The 18,875-nt window shown below is 67.4% G+C and carries 18 protein-coding genes and 3 pseudogenes; 16 read left to right on the forward strand and 5 right to left on the reverse strand.

The window, feature by feature from the left end:
* The first annotated feature begins 96 nt into the window (after positions 1-96).
* The 4 genes from IPG68_16095 (at position 97) to IPG68_16110 (ending at position 2,346) form a co-directional block, all read left to right on the forward strand.
* On the forward strand, positions 97-432 hold the full coding sequence (locus tag IPG68_16095; protein ID MBK6764686.1) for a hypothetical protein: 336 nt from the start codon (positions 97-99) through the stop codon (positions 430-432).
* A 506-nt stretch (positions 433-938) separates the two neighbouring features.
* Positions 939-1,418 (forward strand): hypothetical protein, encoded by a 480-nt coding sequence (locus IPG68_16100; protein ID MBK6764687.1) that lies wholly within the window; start codon positions 939-941, stop codon positions 1,416-1,418.
* Positions 1,419-1,475: 57 nt separating this feature from the next.
* A complete protein-coding gene (locus IPG68_16105) occupies positions 1,476-1,868 on the forward strand; it encodes a hypothetical protein (GenBank protein MBK6764688.1) in 393 nt (130 codons plus the stop codon).
* Positions 1,869-2,139: 271 nt separating this feature from the next.
* Complete coding sequence (locus IPG68_16110; protein MBK6764689.1) at positions 2,140-2,346, forward strand: hypothetical protein; 207 nt, start codon at positions 2,140-2,142, stop codon at positions 2,344-2,346.
* Positions 2,347-3,931: 1,585 nt separating this feature from the next.
* Here the strand turns inward: IPG68_16110 and IPG68_16115 are convergent.
* Together IPG68_16115 and IPG68_16120 are read right to left on the reverse strand one after the other, a co-directional pair.
* Positions 3,932-4,234, reverse strand: a complete 303-nt coding sequence (locus tag IPG68_16115) for a hypothetical protein (GenBank protein MBK6764690.1) — start codon at positions 4,232-4,234, stop codon at positions 3,932-3,934.
* A gap of 244 nt (positions 4,235-4,478) precedes the next feature.
* Positions 4,479-4,802: a hypothetical protein gene (locus IPG68_16120; protein ID MBK6764691.1), complete on the reverse strand. Its 324-nt coding sequence runs from the start codon at positions 4,800-4,802 to the stop codon at positions 4,479-4,481.
* A 223-nt stretch (positions 4,803-5,025) separates the two neighbouring features.
* Here IPG68_16120 and IPG68_16125 point away from each other — a divergent pair, with 223 nt between their 5' ends.
* The gene (locus IPG68_16125) at positions 5,026-5,496 is read left to right on the forward strand and encodes a hypothetical protein (protein MBK6764692.1); all 471 of its coding nucleotides are present in this window, start codon (positions 5,026-5,028) and stop codon (positions 5,494-5,496) included.
* Between the two features lie 508 nt (positions 5,497-6,004).
* Here IPG68_16125 and IPG68_16130 read toward each other — a convergent pair.
* Positions 6,005-6,704, reverse strand: a pseudogene (locus IPG68_16130) (DUF664 domain-containing protein).
* Between the two features lie 1,009 nt (positions 6,705-7,713).
* Between IPG68_16130 and IPG68_16135 the strand changes: the two are divergent.
* From IPG68_16135 to IPG68_16155, 5 genes are all read left to right on the forward strand, one after another.
* Positions 7,714-8,034: a hypothetical protein gene (locus IPG68_16135; protein MBK6764693.1), complete on the forward strand. Its 321-nt coding sequence runs from the start codon at positions 7,714-7,716 to the stop codon at positions 8,032-8,034.
* Positions 8,035-8,054: 20 nt separating this feature from the next.
* Complete coding sequence (locus IPG68_16140) at positions 8,055-8,327, forward strand: hypothetical protein (GenBank protein MBK6764694.1); 273 nt, start codon at positions 8,055-8,057, stop codon at positions 8,325-8,327.
* Positions 8,290-8,688 (forward strand): IgGFc-binding protein, encoded by a 399-nt coding sequence (locus IPG68_16145; protein ID MBK6764695.1) that lies wholly within the window; start codon positions 8,290-8,292, stop codon positions 8,686-8,688. The genes IPG68_16140 and IPG68_16145 overlap by 38 nt, the downstream gene beginning before the upstream one ends.
* The gene (locus tag IPG68_16150) at positions 8,672-9,361 is read left to right on the forward strand and encodes a hypothetical protein (protein ID MBK6764696.1); all 690 of its coding nucleotides are present in this window, start codon (positions 8,672-8,674) and stop codon (positions 9,359-9,361) included. The genes IPG68_16145 and IPG68_16150 overlap by 17 nt, the downstream gene beginning before the upstream one ends.
* A gap of 120 nt (positions 9,362-9,481) precedes the next feature.
* On the forward strand, positions 9,482-9,634 hold the full coding sequence (locus IPG68_16155; GenBank protein ID MBK6764697.1) for a hypothetical protein: 153 nt from the start codon (positions 9,482-9,484) through the stop codon (positions 9,632-9,634).
* A 55-nt stretch (positions 9,635-9,689) separates the two neighbouring features.
* Here IPG68_16155 and IPG68_16160 read toward each other — a convergent pair.
* Positions 9,690-12,222 (reverse strand): annotated as a pseudogene (locus IPG68_16160) (cation-transporting P-type ATPase).
* Between the two features lie 133 nt (positions 12,223-12,355).
* On the reverse strand, positions 12,356-12,622 hold the full coding sequence (locus tag IPG68_16165) for a hypothetical protein (protein ID MBK6764698.1): 267 nt from the start codon (positions 12,620-12,622) through the stop codon (positions 12,356-12,358).
* Positions 12,623-13,183: 561 nt separating this feature from the next.
* Here IPG68_16165 and IPG68_16170 point away from each other — a divergent pair.
* From IPG68_16170 to IPG68_16195, 6 genes and pseudogenes are all read left to right on the forward strand, one after another.
* Positions 13,184-14,713, forward strand: a complete 1,530-nt coding sequence (locus tag IPG68_16170; GenBank protein ID MBK6764699.1) for a hypothetical protein — start codon at positions 13,184-13,186, stop codon at positions 14,711-14,713.
* Between the two features lie 57 nt (positions 14,714-14,770).
* Positions 14,771-14,971, forward strand: coding sequence for a fibronectin type III domain-containing protein (locus IPG68_16175; GenBank protein ID MBK6764700.1), 201 nt, complete (start codon positions 14,771-14,773; stop codon positions 14,969-14,971).
* A 400-nt stretch (positions 14,972-15,371) separates the two neighbouring features.
* Positions 15,372-15,545 carry a hypothetical protein gene (locus tag IPG68_16180; protein MBK6764701.1) on the forward strand — a complete coding sequence of 58 codons (174 nt, stop codon included), beginning with the start codon at positions 15,372-15,374 and terminating at the stop codon, positions 15,543-15,545.
* 22 nt (positions 15,546-15,567) lie between these two features.
* Entirely contained in the window at positions 15,568-15,939 is a 372-nt protein-coding gene (locus tag IPG68_16185) for a hypothetical protein (GenBank protein ID MBK6764702.1), read from the forward strand.
* Positions 15,940-16,047: 108 nt separating this feature from the next.
* A complete protein-coding gene (locus IPG68_16190; GenBank protein ID MBK6764703.1) occupies positions 16,048-16,500 on the forward strand; it encodes a methyl-accepting chemotaxis protein in 453 nt (150 codons plus the stop codon).
* 593 nt (positions 16,501-17,093) lie between these two features.
* Positions 17,094-18,875 (forward strand): annotated as a pseudogene (locus tag IPG68_16195) (AMP-binding protein).

Genomic DNA, 18,875 nt, shown 5'->3' on the forward strand with positions numbered 1-18,875 from the left:
ATGCGCTGATCGGTACCTGGTCGCCGCAGGCCCGGCTCGCTACTGCACCGCAGAGCAAGGAGCCACCTGCGGCCAGGCCGCGAGGCGGTCGCTGCGATGGAGGAGATCATGGCCAGCACCCGAGCCGAAAGCGGCGATCGCCGCCACGGCAGCAGCGGTGCGCGGTGCGCCGCCGTTCGTGACCGCGCCTGCCACCTCCTTGGTGGATGCACTGATGTACCCGGTCCCCAGGACGGGACCGACAGCATCGACACCAGCAGCGTCACGCCGGAGGTGTCGGGTTTCTACGATACCGGTGCCGGGTGGCAGCCTGGACCGCTACAGATGGGAACTCGTGCGCGCCGAGCCGATCGACGGTGCACCCGCGGCAATGGTGTTTCGTACCGGATCATGTACCAGTCGACCGACCTTGAGGGCAACGCCATTCCGTGACCGGCCTGTACGCGGCACCTGACGGACTGGCCCCGCAGGCGGGTACCCCTGATCGGCTTTGGCGCACGGCACCACCTCGGTGTGGCGCAGGCGTGTGGGATGAGTCAGACCGCTGACCCCCAACACCCCCCGGCTACAGCGCCTGGGTCCCGCACATCGAACCGTTGGTCCGGCAGTGGGCTGGGCCGTGGTGGCTGAAGCGACTACCTGGCCTGGGCGCCCCGGTCCGTCCTCTCTGTACCTGGTCGGATCGCTGGAGGGCTGGAAGCGTTCTGGACCTATTATGCGCGCAGTCCTCCAGCCGTCACCACAGACCGGATCTGCGCTCATCGACGCCGGCAAGCCTGGGCATCTACGGCAAGTCCCATATGGAGGCTGCGCTTGCGGCCATGAACTGGCTCCGACCTACGTTTCGGATCTCGATATCGCCGGTGGAGTCTCTTGCTGCTGCGTTTTTTCACCCCGGCTCTGCAGGGTGTCCTCAACGCGGTCGTTGGCAACCCCACGTGAGCACCAGCCAGAAACGATGTTCGTGCTCGGATCGCGCGAAGTCGTTCGCTGAGAACTACCCGCAGTACATTTATATCGACGCCATCCTCAGCGAGGAGGGCAAGAAGCGACTGGCGCTGCTTGAGCGTGGCTGCGGCACGGATCTCGCTGACCGGGTGGTGGACATCCTGTTGAGCCAGATGCTGAACTCCCTGGTCGACGGCCTGGTCAGCCGCACTGGGCGAGGCGATGCCGTGGGGACGGTGCCGCTGGAGATGCCCGCCATGATCCCGCAGGGGCTGAAGGACAAGACGATCCTGCCGCAGTTCACCCATCGCCCAGGTGGGACAAGCCGCGCTGCGCGCTCGGCGACACTGTCTGGTACGTGCGCTACCCCGATGACGACCACCCGTCCATCAACTTCCAGGCACGCGAGACTGAAAGCCGTCGCACATCGACTGGATGACCGACCGATGGGCTGGGGAACTGGCACCTGACAACTGCGCGAACCAGTTGCTGGGCATTTAGCGAACACCACGACGGAGTTAACCCTGATGAACCGGGAATTCCTCCCGAAGCCGTCCTTGGGATCACCGTCGGCCTGCTGCTGGCTGTCGTCGCCGTACTGCGACGACCCGGCCGCCGAAAGCAGTGGGGTGCTGCGCCGGGCGGGCATGATCGGACTGCTCGTCTACGCGCTCATCGCGGCGGCAGCGCTGGTCCGGCAGGGCATGACCTGGATCGGACTGCTGTTCCTGCTGGTGCTTCCGGGCGTCGCAGCGTTCGCCGCACTGGCGGGGAGGCTCACGGCCGGTCGCCGGGCCGACCGCAGACTGGACCCGTCGCCTCATCGGCGTTGTGGGCCGACCGCTGCGATGCTCATCGCCGCCGGACAGACCCTGTCGATGGTAGGCATCGTCGACCCCGGGCATCGTCACGTTCGGTGATCGCCGGGCCTGCCGGGCTGGCGTTGGTGGCCCAGGAGGCGCTGGTTGCCCGCGGACCGGTCGGCTCTGGAGCGATGAGGCTGCTGATCGTGCCGGTGCTCATCTCGTTGGCACTCGGGGTGTTGCTTGGCGATCCTGGCCAGGCGGTGTCGCCCATCATCGAGGTCACTGGCGCAGTGGGCTTCGGCCCTGGGGCTGATCGTTTCTTTTCCTTGTGCTCGCGTTGTTTGGATCCGGGGATGGCCGCGGCCGGCGGTGAGACAGCACTGGGGTGCCCGCCCGCATGCTCGTGGGGGTGGGCCTGGCGGTGTTGCTGATCTGCGCAGGCCTGCTCATCACCTTCGGCGGCGCCGTCATCGCGCTGTCCATGCAGTTCTTCGTGGTCCTGGCGAACATCGACGCCCTGCCTGCTCGCGGGGATCCTCATCGCCGTGCGCTCACTGTGCTCACCACCGCGCTGGTGGCTAAAGCACGCTGACGGGGATCCGGCGCCTGGACGGCGGAATCCGGCGGTTGGTCATCTGCGGCATCGCCGCGGGTGGTCTCGCGCTGATCGACCCGGGGCTGGACTGGGTCGTGATCGCCACCAGTCTGGTGGCGGCCGCGCTGCTTCGGCAGCCGTGGGGAGCGTGGCAGCACGCAGATCGGGCTGGCGGTCGCCATCATCGGCGTCGCGACACTTACCTGGACCGGTCAGCATGACGTTCGGCTGGCGGTCGGCCCTGGCTGCTGGCGGGGTGGCGTGTGCGGCTGCGGTGGCGCGCCTGCGGCATGCTTGAGACTCCAGGCTGACCGCGCGACACGCGGGCATCATGTTTTCGCGGCGTTCCGAAGCATTCCTGGTGCCGGTTCTGCTGGCGTCCTCAGCAGCGAGAGGGAGGTGTGCGCCATGTCATTCGGACAAGCAGTCAGCACATGCCTCAAGAAGTACGCAACCTTCCGCGGCAGAGCGTCGCGGTCAGGAGTTCTGGTACTGGGTCCTGTTCTACATCATATCGTGAGCATCGTCCTGGGCATCATCGAAAATCTGTTCGGGTGGTAGGTCACCACCGCCACCAACACGGAAACCGGCAACACGATCAGTTACGCTCATAACGCGGGTTGGCCTGACGTCGATCTGGGGCTGGTCGTCCTGCTCCCCACCCTCGCCGTCTCGGTGCGCCGCCCGCACGACGTCACCGGGAATTCCGGTTAAAGGCGGTGGCTCAACGTCATTCGCTGCATCGGACCGCCGATCCTGCTGTTCGCGCCCCTACATCAAGCAGGGTGACCCCTGGCGACAGTCAATTACGGCCCGCCGCCGAACAACACGGCCGGAGCCATCTGACCGACTCCAGTTTCCCGACCCCGCGTCACCTGCTCGGCAGGCGTGGGGTTCGGCGTGCGCTCAGCCGTAGCCAACGGCAGCCGCACGCCGATCCGGGAGAAATGGATCAAGCCGCCTCTTCGGGTGCACGTCGTAGGCGCTGCTTTGGGCCACGACCCCTCTTCACCAGATCTGCAACCGCCGGCCCTTGCGCAGCCGTCATGGAGATCGCTTGCCGGCCGCACGGTCGCCGTGTGCCGCTTTGCCGTCGAGCGCCACAGGCAACGGCGTGGTATCTGGTTGCCCACCACCGTTCGGGTGCGCGGATCCGTCGATCTGTGCTGCGGGACAGCCACCTCTGGTGGGTCGACGCGCTGCGGTAGGTCAGGCGCAGTTTCGGGAAAGCCGACGATGATTTCGCCCGCCGTTTCGCCTTCACGCTGGATCGTCATCGCATTGCGCGCCGGCGCGGGAATGGTCGGCCGCAGGACCAGCGAGAACGTGGGCGCAGATCGCCGAGGGCAATGCCGGTGCACTGCCCGGAGCCTCCTCGTCCTTGAGGACGAGCCGCCCCGCGCCCAACGGCCTTCAACGTCTGAGCGGGCAGCGGATAGGTGTCGGCACTGCGGAAGCGCCGCTGCGCTGGAAGTCGATCCATGTGAAGCCGGGCCCGGTGGTTCACCCCCGTGTCGTCTTTGAGGTACTTCTCCAGCCACCGCCAGGTTTGTTCCCAGCGGCACCGTGGGAGTTGCCGCCCCTACGCGGTGGGGGACCCGCGCCCTCCGCAGAACCAGACCATCTTCAACGGCACGCCGGTGCGGCGCAGCGCCTTGTAGTTCGCGATCGCCTCCGACGGTGGGAAGAGGTTGTCGATCGCGCCCTGCGGGATCAGCGTCGGCGCGGTGATGGCCGCCAGCACACGGTCCGGGCCCGCCGCCTCTGCGAAGTCCACCACGCGCGGGCTGAAAGTGGTGCCCTTCCGCGCCTGACCGCGGCTCGGCGAGGATGGAGGGCTGAACGTGTTGCCCGGCCGGGTGGCACCGACCAAGAGCGCGTTCACCCACGCAGTCTTGATCGTGTCGGCTGGTAGAGGCTGGTTTGCAGTGAGTTCAGGCGATCCACCGGAACGATCGCGTCGATGCGCTGATCGATGCCGGTAGCCTGACAGTTGGATGCCGCCGCCGTAGGAGCCACCGGTCATACCCATAACGCGGGTCGCCGGTCGCGTCCATCTGCGCCTCCGGCCGGTCGGCCACCCAGTCGATGAGCGCCATGACATCGTGGCCCTCGTAGTCGGGGTTAGTTCAAATTTGCGCCTGCCCACCGGACGGCGAGATGCCCGCGGGTTCCAGGTCAGCACGTTGTAGCCCGGCGCGGCGCAGGTCCCTACTCAGGCATGGCCGGGCTGCTCTGCGCGTCCGGTTGCTCTGCGCCTGGCCGCCGAACCCGGGGCCCTGCAGCACAGTGGGAGCCGTCTGCCCCTCCGTCAGGCCGGCAGCCGGGAACCAGTAGAAGGTGATGGGTGTCCCGTCGAACGACATGACGGTGTTCAGGTCCTGCGTATGACCGGGCGCGGCGCCCATGGCACTCAAACAGACGACCGACGCCACAGCGATCGAGCGCCGCACCAGTACCCCGGGGCGACCGACTATCTCAGGACCTTCCGTTGCCGGGCCACAGAGCATGGCCTCGTCCAGTATCGGTCACGCTGGAGACCACCCGCAGCCGGTTGGTGGTCCTGGCCCAGCGCCTGCCCGGCGGCGCGCGGTGAGGAGGTCTGTCGATGAGCCGCATAGTGGTCTCGGCCCGCCGGCGGCAATCGGGAGCGTGGCCGCCCGTGGGCTGGCGACCATGGCGGACATCGACGAGATCCGGCTCGCCGACGTCGACGCCGGGAGGCTCGCCGGGTTAGCGGGGACGCTGGGTCATTCCGGTGTGACGACCACCGATGTGGACGCCACCTCCGCGGCTTCGCTGGCGCAGGCGATGGGGGCGCGGATGTGGTGCTCAACTGCATCGGCCCTTCACCGCTTCGGGCCGCCCGTTCTGCAGGCCGCGATTTCGGCCAGCGTGGACTACGTCGACGTCTGCGACGACCTCGCGCCCACCCGGATCATGCTTGACATGGACCCGGCTGCCCGGGCGGCCGGGGTGACCGCTCTGATCGGGATAGGCAACTCCCCGGGCTGGCGGCCAACGTGTTCGCCCGGTTGTGCGCCGAGCAGTTTCTCGACGGATCCGCAGCGTCGACATCATGCACGTCCACGGCGGCGAGCCGGAGGAAGGCGCTGCGGTCATCAAAGCACCGCATCCATGCGATGACCGATCCGGTCCCGCTGTTCATCGACGGCGGATCTGTCGAGGTCCACCAGTTGGAGCCGGACGGGCAAGGCACGTACGGAGTTCGACTTCCCGCGATGTGGGGCCAATGCCGGTCTTCCCGTACCCCACCCGGAGACGATCACGCTGCCCCGGCACTTCCGTCGCTGACCCGGGTGACGAACCTCGGGGCGATCCTCCCGCTCGCATACTTCCGGCGCGGCAGGGCGATAGTTGCAGGCACCGGCGCGTGCGGTCAGGAGCCGGTGCGGGTCGGCGAGGACGAGGTGCTTCCCGCTGGACAGGACGTCGCTCTGCTCCAACGGCAGCGGCCCGGCCTCTTGCGCGACGCGGGGTCGACGGGCCACGGGGGTGCCTGGCGGTGGAGGTCTCCGGACGGAAGGACGGCGCCGAGCATCGCTTACGTCCTCCAGTTGTCGTCGACGGTCGCCGGGGCCGGGGAAGGCACCGGCATCCCGGCTGCCGTGGGAGCGGCTCTGATGCTGCGTGGTCAGGTGTCGGGCCCTGGGGTGGTGGCGCCGGAGGCAGCCGTGGACCCGCTGCCGTTCCTCCCCCTGGCGTTCCAGATGTGGGGCCATGTCAGTTCCGGGCGGGCGCGGATCGCAGCGCCATGCACCTGGAACATCGGACCGGACGGACATCGCCAGGAGATTCCGCTGGCGTTCTGAGCGCGCCACTGCTGTGCGTCCAGCAGGCCACGGACGTAGGCAGCCTGCCCGATGTGCTGGGTCACGTCGTTCAGCACGCTCACGATCCGCACCGCCGCGGTCACTGGCGGATACCATCGGCGGTCGACGATCCTGTCGAGTTCGGCGTCCACCAGGCCCGCGAGGATCTCCATGGTGCGAGTGTGAACCTCGGCGTAGTACCCGGCGAGCAACCCCTCGGTCGCCTCGAGCCGGTGCGCCTGGTCCGCGCTCTGGCCGTACCCGATGTCGCCGGCCGGGTAGGGCAGCGCGAACCGGTCGCACCACCCTGCGACTGCCAGACCTGTTCGCTCTCAGCGACCCCAGCCATGTGGTCGTCCTCAACACGTGTCAGATGCCAAATCAGCCAGCCGATTGAGTTTGCGAACGGGCCCGGGGATACCACGCCAATTGCGCCGGGGTGAGGCCGGACAACACTCGCGGAACCTCCTCGGCCACGCGCTCGAAGCCATCGGTGAGCAGGACCACGCCGCGTGCCGCCATGAGCCGAGGCTAAGGCATCCGGAGCTCAGCCCAGGACCTTGAACACCTCGTACACCATGAACGCCGGCCAGAACAGCCCCTGGAAGAACGCCCAGACGAACTCCCGAAGGCGTCCGCCTGTCCGAAGAAGTAGAACCAGGCCCCGAAGATCCCCAGTCCGTAGATCGCACCGCTGCCGGCCGCGCCGGCGTTCAAGATACTATTTGCCCATCGCAACCACCCTCTCCGGCTCCAACGCTACTCGCCGATGCCGCCGTCGCCGGGGTGAAACGGGACCACCGTCCACCCCCCGCCGCTGGTGGCGTGGCGCGGACCAACATGCAGGCTGGAGCGACCCAAATGTGCAATTCCGCTCCCCGATGTACGTATCGCCCCCCTGGAGTTGGTGGGGCGCGGCGGGGGCGGTCCAGCTCGAGGCGGGAGAGTTGCCTCAACCTGGGAGCGAAACGCACCGGTTGGATCACTCCCCCGACGTACGTATCGCTCCCCGCTGGAGGTGGGGGTGGGGAGCGGGGCGGGCCCAACGGCTGCGCCGGGTCACACGACGGTGTGAAACATCCCCCACCTGAACCACCAGCCCCCGAGTGTGGCAAGATGAACGAGAGGTTAACAAAACTTGACTGTGCGGCTAATGGAATCGAAGGTTCCGGCCGAAACACAGGAAGTACCGAAAGGAGGCGTCATGGACATCGCCCCCAGATCATTGTCTTCGTCCTCTTCATGCTGGCCGTTGTGCAGGGCACCCGCATCGATGAGATGCGCCAGCGCAACGCGAACTGCTGCGTCACAGCCACGCACAGCCGCAAGCCACTCCCGGTCCATGTGACCCTCGCACTGCAGAGACCGACCCGGCCAGCGATCACTGATCACCGGGAAACGGACATCTCACGCAACCCGCCCCCCAGCCACTGCATTGGTTGCGCCTCGTTAGGCCAAACGGGTGATGGAACCTCTACGTTGGTTCAACGGAGTGACTTCGCAGAGGAGCGGGAATCATGGGCAAACCACGTTGGGTGGCGTCGCTTTCGGCGATGGCAGTCGCAGCAGCCTTACCGTACTGGGGGCCGCGGCGCCGGCCAGCGCGGTCGAGCGCCCGGACAGCCTGGGCAAGGACTTCTGGGTGGCGTTCCCCCAGAACCTCGGGGCCGGGGGGTTGTCGCTGTTCATCAGTTCGCCGACGGCCACGAGCGGCAACGTCTCGGTGCCGGGGCTGAGCTTTTCCGAGAACTTCAATGTCACCCCCGGTGCGGTCACCACGGTGGTCGTCCCCGACGGCGCACAGTTGGGCGACGGCTCTTCGGGCGACCCAGAGGACCGACGGTGCACGTGACCGCCGCCGACGAGGTAAGCGTGTACAGGCTGAATCGGGTGCAGGCCTCCACCGACGCTTTCATGGCCCTGCCGGTCGATGTGTTGACATCTGAGTACTTCGTGCTGGGCTGGCCGGCGCCGGGCGTCGCAGCAGGGGCTGAACTCGCAGTTCGCGGTGGTCGCGACGCAGGACGGCACCGACGTGACGTACCCGCCGACCGCGGACCCCACCTCGGGAGTGATCGCGGGAGCTCCACCACCAAGACGCTGAACAATGGCGAGGCGTTGCCGGTGGAGTCCGTCGACCGGTGACCTGAGCGGGACGTCGGTCACGTCCACGAAACCGGTGGCGGTGTTCGGCGGCCACGAGTGCGCCAACGTGCCAACAACAGCACCCTCGCCTGCGACTACCTGGTGGAGCAGATCCCGGGCACCGGACCTGAGGCAGTCGTTCCTCACCGTTCCGTTGAAGACCCGCCTGAACGGGGACACCTTCCGGTTCGTGGCCAAGGACGACAACACCAACGTGTCGGTCAACGGCGCGGTGGTGGCCACCCTGAACAAGGGGCAGGTGCACCAGCAGAGCATCGACGGGCAGTCCACAGTGACCGCGGACAAGCCGATCCTGATGGCCCAGTACTCCAATGGGACCACCTATGACGGCGTCCCGTGACCCGTTCATGATGCTGACCACACCCACCGAGCAGTTCCTGTCCGACTACCCGTTCACCACCCCGGCCAGCGGGTTCCGCGCGAACTTCGTCAACGTGGTGGCACCGAACGACGCGGTCGGCGACGTCAAACTCGACGGTTCAGCGGTCCCGGCCGGGGCGTTCACCCCGATCGGGTCCACCGGCTTCTCCGGGGCGCAGTTGGACCTGACTCTGGGCAGCCACACCATCGTCGGCCAGCCCTTGCGCATCTACGTCTACGGATTCGACCAGGCCGATTCGTACGGCTACCCGGGCGGGGCGGCGTACGCGGCGATCAACGACGCAGCGGGACTCACGCTCACGCCGGCCACTCAGAGCAAGACGATCAACACCCAGGCCTGTGTCACCACCACGGTGACCGACAAGAACGGCAAGGGCCTGCCCGGCATCCAGGTCAACCTGAAGGCAACCGGCGTCAACCCGCTGGACACCACTGTGCTGACAGACTCGGCGGGCAGCAACCAGTACTGCTACAACAGCACCCCTACAGGCACCGACACCTTCACCGCGAGTTCCAACCCGCTCACCGCCAGCGCCACGGTGGCGTGGACCTCCGGGGCACCCCACCCGCCAGTGGTCAAGAAGAAACTGCCGATCAACGCCAAGGCATGGCCGCGTCGCCCGCCCGGTTGAAGAACGGCAAGGTCGTGCTGGTCAAAGAGCCTGAGCACCAACAAGAACGGCAAGACCACCGTTCGGGCGTTCTGCCGGCCGGCCAAGAGCAACGCGGCCGGTGAGGTGCGGTTCTGCGACGTGACCGTCAGCAAGAAGGGCAAGGTGACCGTCCGGTCCACCGGCTACGACACGCTGAAAGTCACCGTCAAGGTCCGCGCCACACCCAGGAAGGGCAAGAAGGACACCTGGAAGTCCAACACCTGGACCCGCACCTGGAAGGTCCGCACCTGACCTCCAGCACCACGCAGTTGGGGCGCCCTCCACACCAGGGGGCGCCCCAACTGCGTCACCGGCCGCGGTGACTCCATGCCTTCCACAACCCATCCACGGTCCAGAGCAGCGGCGCGCTCGCGATGATGAGCGGCAGTACTGCCAGCGGTGGCCAGGCCTGCCCCAGCACGGTGGCCACGGGCGGGGCGACCAGACAGGCCACCCCGAAGGCCAGCGCCCCACGCACCGCCACCACCAGGAACCTGTTGCCGTGCCACCGCAGCCGCCAGGCTGACAACCGGGTGCTCCGGCAAGCGAATGCGTTGGCGCACTGCATGACCACCACCGTCAAGAAGGCCGCGCCCGAGGCGGCCAACAAAGCCCCACCGGTGGGCCAGGCCGCACCGGGTCGCCATCCGCCGCGAACAAGGCAGCGACAAAGACGCCAAGCTCCGCAACGGCCTCGGTCGGACCCAGCACCCCGAAGGCCCGCACGGCCACGGTCCGGTCCAGCAACCCACCAGAGACCGGCGGCCTGCGCAGGACGCGCTTCGCCGGCTGCTCAGCCCCGAGGCCGATAGCCGGCAGGGTGTCCGTCCCCAGGTCCAGGGCCAGGATCTGCAGCACGCCCAGAGCGAGCGGGAAATGCGCGGCGGACAGCGCCCAGACTAGGAAGGGTGCGAGTTCGGCCACGTTGTCGGTCAGGTGGTAGGTCAGGAAGCGCCGGGCGTTCAGGAAGGTGCCCCGCCCCTGCCGGACGGCCGCCACGATCGTCGCGAAGTGGTCATCGAGCAGGACGAGGTCGGCAGCCTCGCGAGCGACGTCCGTGCCGCCCTCCCCCATCGCCACGCCGATGTCGGCCTCCCGCAGTGCCGGAGCGTCGTTGACACCGTCGCCGGTCATCGCTACGACATGACCCCGCGACTGCAGCGCACGGGCGATCCGCAACTTGTCCTCCGGTGAGACGCGAGCGAGCACGATGCCGTCGTGATCCACCAGCTCCCCGAGGGCGGCCTCGTCTGCGGGCAGGTCATCACCCTGCACGATCGGAGAATCCGGCAGCGCCAGCTCGATCTCCCGAGCGATCGCCCGCGCCGTCTTCGGGTGGTCGCCGGTGATCATGGCCAGGTGGATGCCGGCCTGACGGCACAACTTCACCGCGTCCACGACCCCGTGCCGGGGAGGGTCCTCGAAGGCCAGCAGGCCCAGCAACTGCATCGCACCGGCAGCGTCGTCGCGCTGCCCGACGCCCAGCACCCGCAAGCCACGGACCGCGTAACCGTGCAGCGCGTCCCCGGCCCCCTCCGGAACGACCGGGCAGGCGCCCATCACCGCCTCCGGGGCGCCCTTGCACACTGTGCGACCGGGCCTGCGGGAGGAACTCATGCGGCGCAGCGGATCGAAGGGCACGAACTCGACCTCTTCGCGGGTATCGGGTTCCGCCAGCCCCAGTCGGCGCAGCAGAGCGTCGATGGCCGCATCCATCGGGTCGCCGTGTGCCAGCCATTGGCCGTCGCGTTCCCGGATCCCCCCGCGCGAAGCCATGCGGGCCGCGGTGGCCACGTCCTGGACAGCGGCCAACCCCACGGCCGGACAGTCGACACGCGCCACGGGCTCGTACCCTCACCGGCGACGACCGCCTCGCCGACCGGGGTCCACACCGCCACAACGTTCATCCGGTTCTCGGTGATGGTGCCGGTCTTGTCGCTGCAGATGACCGTGGTGGCGCCGAGGGTCTCGACGGACTCCAGTCGCCGCACGAGCGCCTTCTGCTCCGCCATCCGCTGGGCTCCGACCGCGAGCGAGAGGGTCACCGTCGGCAGCAGTCCTTCGGGGACCAGCGCCACCGTGACCCCGATGCCGAAGATGAACCCTTGCGCAGGCGGCACGCCGAGCAGCAGCATCACGACGAAGAAGACCACCCCGACGCTGGCGGCGACCACGGCGATGGTTCGCACCAGGCGCCTGATGTCCGCCTCGAGCGGGGTGCGCGGACGGGCCTGGGACTGGGTGAGGCGCGCGATCTGAGCGAACCGGGTGCTGCCGCCGGTCGCAGCGACCACCGCCCTGCCCACGCCCTGCGACGAAGGTCCCGGCGTACAGGCCACCATCGGGTCCGATGGGCTCGGGGACGCTCTCCCCGTGAGGGTGGAGGTGTCCACCAACAAGCCGGTGGACTGCAGGCGGGTCATGTCCGCAGGGACCCGGTCCCCCTCGCCCAGCACCACGACATCGCCGGGCACCACAGCCGTGGCCTCGACGATCACCTCCACCCCGTCGCGCAGAACCGTCACCTGGGCAGGCAGGAGTTCGCTCAGCCGGCCCGCCGCGCGTTCGGCCCGGTACTCCTGCACGAATGCGAACACACCGTTCACGATCACGACCAGCACGATGGCCAGGGCCAGTTGTGGAAGTCCGCCGACCACCGCGAGAGCGGCCGCGGCCCAGAGCATGATGGCGAAGAAGTGGCCGGACTGGCCCAGGAACTGCCGCCAGAGCGGCACCGGTTGGACGTGCGGTATGGCATTGGGCCCGATCCGCGCCAGCGTCTCTGCGGCCTGCTCGGCGGCGGTCAGGCCGAGGTCGACCCCGTTCCTGTCCGCATCCACCGCATCTCACCGCCCCGGGCGCCCTGCGCCTGCCACCCATTATCCGCCCGGCCGGAAGGTGGGAGTGATCCGGACAGCCGGGAGCGATCCAACCGGTCGCGCAACTCCGCCCCTCGCGCGACCGATCGGAGAACTACCTTCCAAGGGGAAGGCGGGAGTGATACGTATGGGCGGGAGCGATCCAACCGGTCCCTTTCTCTCCCTGGTGTACGTTTCTCTCCCCGGTAGGCTTCCCGGCGGTCGGCCTGCTGACCGTCATCTGCACCCGGAACAACCTGTCCCCGATCGGCGTGGTGAAGACCGCCTCGATCCGGGTGTACCCCTGAGCGCGGGCCTGCTCGATGGCCGCCTGCCGGGCGTGGTCGACACTGTCGGCGGAGATCTCTATGGTGGTGATCATGGGTCCAGTGTGTGCGCTGGGCGACCGGATGTGCGTCGGCAACCGACGCGGGGCGGTCTGGCCTGGCAGTCCAGATTCATCGGGTTTGCGATCGGGGCGCCATCAAAGCGCAAAGGGGCGTAGCCTTGGGCCGCACTTCGGAGGTGCCTCATGGGGCGTGTCAGGTCCGTTGTTCTTGTTGCCGCGATGGCATTGATGTCAGGCTCGATCATCTCGAACCCCGCAGCGGGCGTCGAGAAGCGCCGGCAGACTCGAACGCCCATCCGCGCCCCGAGGTCAGTGCAGCAGTCGCGACACGTCTCCCCCCCTACGGGACCTCGTCAAGACCGCCGCAGCGGCCCCCGACACCCAGCCTCTGGACTCGGTCAGTAAACCGGTTCCAAACAAGCCGGTGCCGCAAGAGCGCATCGACGCGATGCTCGCCACCAACCCCGGCCCACCGGTCATTCCGGACCCCACTGGTCCAGGCGACGTCGACATGCCCGCCCTCGCAGGCAGCTTCGAAGGATCCAAGAACGCCGACAACACCTCGGGGGTCTACCGCCGGACACCGTTGGCGACGTGGGACCCAATCACTACGTGCAGATGGTGAACCTGGTCTTCCAAATCTTCAACAAGTCCGGGACATCGCTGCTCGGCCCGTCGAACAGCAACGTGCTCTGGGCCGGCTTCGGCGGCGACTGTCAGACACAGAACTCTGGCGACCCGATCGTGCAGTACGACCAGTTCGCCGATCGATGGTTGATATCGCAGTTCGCCATCAACGGCAACTCCTACCGCGAATGTGTGGCTATCTCCCAGACACCCGACCCTACCGGGGCGTGGCACCGATACGCCTTCGCGTACAACGAACTCCCCGACTATCCGAAGTTCGGTGTCTGGCCCGACGGCTACTACGTGACCTACAACATGTTCCAGCTGATCTCACCACCCAACAACTACAACTTCACAGGCGCCAAGGTCTGCGCACTCGATAGGTCGGCCATGTTGGCGGGAGGCGCCGCCACGCAGCAATGCTTCGATCGGGCACAGGAGTGGGCCCTGCTTCCCTCGGATGCCGACGGCACAACGCCGCCGCCCGCCGGGTCGCCCAACTACGTGCTCGCGGAGCACTGGAGTGACCAGACCAAACTCACGATGTACAAGTTCGCGGTCGATTGGGCGACCCCCGCGAACAGCGCACTCATCGGACCCACACAAATCAATGTCAACGCTTTCGTCTGGGCCTGCCTGAACACCGGTTTCGCGCCGTGCGTTCCCCAGAGTTCGACCGGTCAGAAACTGGATTCACTGGGTAACCATCTGATGTATCGGCTCGCCTACCGCAACTTCGGGGATCACGAGTCGCTGGTGGCTAACCACTCGGTGAACATCACCAACACCCAGACTGGTATTGGCTGGTACGAGATCCGCAGCCCGGGTGCCACCAACCCCGTCGTCCATCAACAGGGAACCACTGCCGATCCCAACGGCACCACGTACCGATGGATGGGTTCGCTGGCTCAGGACAAGTTGGGCAACATGGCTTTGGGCTACAGCACCTCGAGCAGCACGACGTTCCCGGGGATCCGTTACGTCGGGCGGCTGTCCGGCGACCCGTTGAACACCATGCCGCAAGCGGAGTCGACGGTCATCGATGGCACCGGCGCCCAGACCGGCACCGCCGGCCGATGGGGCGATTACTCCGCGATGCACACGGATCCGATCGACAACTGCACCTTCTGGTACACCAACGAGTACCTCGCCGCGACCGGGCCTACTCCATGGCGCACCCGGCTCGCGAACTTCAAATATCCGAACTGCACCGGTTCAGCCACGACTCCCGGAGCGCCGTCGGTAACAGCGGCCCCGAGTGATCAGAAGGTGGATGTGTCCTTCACCAACGCGCCCAACGGCGACATGCCGGTGGTGAGTTACACCGTGACGGCCACACCCGGGGGCGCCACCTGCACCACGCGAGTGGGTGTCACCCCGAACCCGCTGGCCTGCAAGCTTCAGCGGGTTGACCAACGGGCAGCCGTACTCGTTCAGCGTCGTCGCGAAGAACGGGCTCGGCGATGGGACCGCGGGCGTGGCGAACGCGACGCCTAGGACACTGCCAGGGCACCCCAATCCGCTTCGGCCGCGCCAGGCAACACCGATGCCTCAGTGACCTGGTCCCCGCCTGCCAGCGACGGCGGCGCGGCCATCTCCAAGTACACGGTGACCGCCTCACCGGGCGGTGCGACGTGCGCCACCGGGGGTACGGGCTGCACGGTGCCCGGGCTGACCAACGGTCAGGCCTACACCTTCACAGTGGTCGCCACGAACGCCGCTGGCGACGGTCCGCCGAGCGCGGCGACCGCCTGAGTCACCCCGCAGAGCGCCGCCCAGACGGCCACGGTGAAGACGGGCCAAGAAGATCAAGCCCAAGGGCAAGACCGTGCTGCTGAAGAAGGCGGTGACGACCAACGCCAATCAGAAGGCGAAGGCCAAGGTGACGGTGAAGCCGAAGGGCAAGAAGTACGCCAAGGTCACGATCTCCAAGAAGGGAAGGTGACGATCCAGACGAAGGGCAAGAAGAAGTTGAAGGTGACCCTGAAGGCTGACCGCGCCGGCCACGGCACAGTACAACGCGTACTCCTTCACCAAGAAGTGGAAGGTCAAGAAGTAGCGGGCTACCCCGAACGGGCACCCTAACCACACACGGCGATTCTGCCGATGCGGTCTATGTGGGACACGTCTGCTCGCGCATGCCATGGATACGGCCATGACCGCCGTCGCCGAGCGGGCAGTCGCGTCGCCTGCATTCGACCGGCGGCCGCGAGTGGCCATGAAGTGGAAGTTGCTCGGTGCGTTCGCGGGGGCGTTCAGCATCGTCTTCGGGTTCATCGCGGTGTGGGTCATCCACGACGCGGGGACCAAGGCCCGGACCGGCTCGTGACCGAAATTTGAACAACACGGCGGTGGGTGCGGCTCGCTCGCTGGACGCAGACCAGTTCGCTGATTTGCTGGCCACGGTCCCAGCGGTACCCGACCCGTCGAATCCAGCCGGGCTCGGGTACCCCGACAGTCAGGCGTACGTCGATCTGGCACGACAACTGTTCTCGGTCAAGGACATCGTCCCGGAAGCCAACCCGTACACGTACTACCTGAACCCCGAGGATGGCGAGTTGTACTTCGCGGTCTCGTCGGGCTACTTCTACACCCCGCAGTTCGGGGTGATGTACAAGGAACCGGTGGCCAACGTCGCGGACCAGCAGACGTACCAGCGAATGGCCGAGGGCCTGACGAACACCACCGATGAACCGCCCTACACCGATGCGTACGGCTCGTAGTGTCCGTGTACAGCCCGATCCTCGACTCGGACGGCAAGGTCGTGGGGCGATCGGGATCGACTACTCCTGGCGTACGTCGCCACCGTTCAGAAGGACGTCCAGCGCAACATGTTCGTGGTGCTCGGCGGACGGCGTCCACTGCTCCTGCTCGTCCTGATCCTGTCGAGCACCTTGGTGCGCCCGCTGGCCAGACTGACCGCCGCCACGCGCCGGATCGCGGACGGCGAGTACGACCTCGACGTGCGGTCGCTGGTGAAGTCCCGCTTCCCCGACGAGATGTACGAACTCGGCCAGTCGTTCACGGTGATGGCCGAGAAGGTGGCGGCCCGTGAACGGCACCTGACCAAAGAGGTGCAACGCCTGCGGGTGGAGATCGACCAGAGCAAACGGGACGAGGCGGTCCGCGAGATCACCAGCACGGACTTCTTCGAGGATCTCAGCGGCAAAGCCGACCGTTCGCGGGCGGCGTTGCGCAGGGAAGGAGCACCTGTGAACCCCTGCCGACGTTCTCCGTTCCCGGCGTCCCACTGGACTTCGTGGATGTGGGTGACAGCAGCCTGACACCGCTGCAGCGCGCGCCGCCCTCGACGGCCTGGCGGCGGTCCACCTGCGCCACTTCGACGACTACCCGCACATGCTCGACGAGTTCGGACAGTGGCGACTGACGCGGCTGGCCGGTCCCGGACGTGGTCCTTCACATCTGGCTGGCCAGCGCGATGGCCGCCCGTGGGCGAGTTCGTGATGCACACGAACATCCGACGGGGCGTGTCGCTGTTCCACTTCTTCGCCGTGGACGAGCACGTTCGCACGACGTTCCCACGGGATGGCTCGGGCGTCACCGAGGCCTTCCCGGCTCAGGGACAGCATGACTGCCGGCGGCGGAGGCGGCACCTGCTCGCGGGAATGTGCGAGGTGCCCGACGACCACATCCACAAGTGGACCCGCCTCGGGTACGAGCACCTGCCGTTGAGTACGGGGAGCCGGCCGGAGGTCGTTACCACCGCACGCCGGTCGCCTTCATCCAGCAGGCGGCCATGGTGCGCACGATGCCGGTCGCGCGGAGCCTGCCTCCGGGACTGGTGGCAGGTCAGGCACTGCGAGCCTTCCTGCTCGACTACTACGGTCTGCCCGAGGACCTGCCGGAGGTCCAGCGGATGCTGCATTCGGCCGGAGTCCTGGCGCCTGGCCGGCTAGCAGGACGCCATTGGTCGGCCCCGTCCGCCCGTTCGTCTACGCGGGCCCCTTTCCCGCTATCCCGGTGGCGTCCCGTGGGCCAGACTGGCCCTGGAGTCTTCAACGCCGGAGGAGCAAAAGATGGGTTACGAGCAGGAGTACGAGCGCAGTCTGGCCGAACCGGTCGCCTTCTGGCGAGGCAGCGGCCACGATCAAATGGACAACTGGGCCCACGGTCTCATCGCGACGACTCGGCCGCCCTGTACCGCTGGTACTCCGATGGCGTGCTCAACACCTGCTACAACGCGGTGGACCGGCACGTAGCCGCCGGCCAGGGTGATCAACCCGCACTGCACTACGTCAGTCCGGTCACCGCCAGCGCGAAGAGCTGACCTACGCGCAGTTGCTCGACGAGGTCAGCACATTCGACGGCGTTCTCACCAACCTGGGAGTCGGCGCCGGGGACGGGGTCGTGCTGTCCCATGCCGATGGTGCCGGAGGCGGTCATCGCCATGCTGGCGATGCGCGCATCAGGCCGTGCACTCGGTGGTCTTCGGCGGGTTCGCCGCCCACGGAACTCGCCGCGCGCATCGACGACGCCGGCCCAAGGTCATCCTCTCGGCTTCCTGCGGCATCGAAGCCACCCGCGTCGTCTACAAGCCACTCCTGGACGACGCGCTCGCGCAGCCTCCCACTCCCCGGAGGCGTGCGTGATTCTGCAGCGCCCGCAACTGGCCGCGGAGATGGGCGGGAGGGACTACGACTGGCACGAAGGTGGTCGCTCAGGCCACCCTGTCGCATGCACGGATGTGCGTGCCACTGATCCGCTGTTCATCCTCTACACGTCGGGGACGACCGGCCGTCCGAAGGGCGTGGTCCGCGACAACGGCGGGCACGCGGTCGCCCTGGCTTGGTCGATGGCCAGCATCTATGGCTTCGGCGCGGGCGACACCTGGTGGGCAGCCTCCGACGTCAGCTGGGTGGTCAGTCACTCCTACATCGTCTACGCGCCCCTGCTCATCACGGTGCGACGACGGTGGTCTACGAGGGGAAGCCGGTGAGCACCCCGGACCCGGGACCTTCTGGAGGTGATCGCCGAGTACGGCGTGAAGGCGCTCTTCACCGCGCCCACGGCGATCCGGCGCGGCGCAAGGAGGACCCGAAGGCGCCACTCCTCCTGGCCGACCACGGCATCTCGCGCTCGACACCTCTTCCTGGCCGGGAACGCCTGGACCCAGACACCTATCGGTGGTCCACAGCCACCCAGGGCATCAGTGATGGGCAACTGGTGGCAGACCGAGAACCGGCTGGCCGATCGCCGCCAACCTCCGCGGCCTGGACCAGTTTGGCGATCAAGGCCAGGTTCGCCCTCGGTCGCAATCCCCGGCTACGACGTGCAAGTCCTCGACGAGCGGGGGCAACAGGTGCCTCCGGGCACCCGAGGGAGCATCTTCATCAGGCTGCCCCTGCCCCCGGAACCCTGCCGACCTCTGGGGCGACGACCAGCGCTACGTCGTCGGTTACCTGGCTCGGCGTACCCCGGTTACTACCACGACCGGCGACGGCGGTTACGTCGACAGGGCGGCTACCTCTATGTCCTGGGCCGCACCGGACGGCGTCCGTCAACGTGGCCGGGCACCGGCTGTCGACCGGCAGCATGGAGGCGGTGATCGCGACCACCCAGAGGTGGCCGAGTGCGCGGTCATCGGTGTGCACGACGATGAAGGTGAACCCCCGCGCCTTCGTCGTGCTCAAGTCCGGGG

It is taken from the genome of Micrococcales bacterium (assembly GCA_016703125.1).
GTDB lineage: Bacteria > Actinomycetota > Actinomycetes > S36-B12 > UBA10799 > JADKAV01.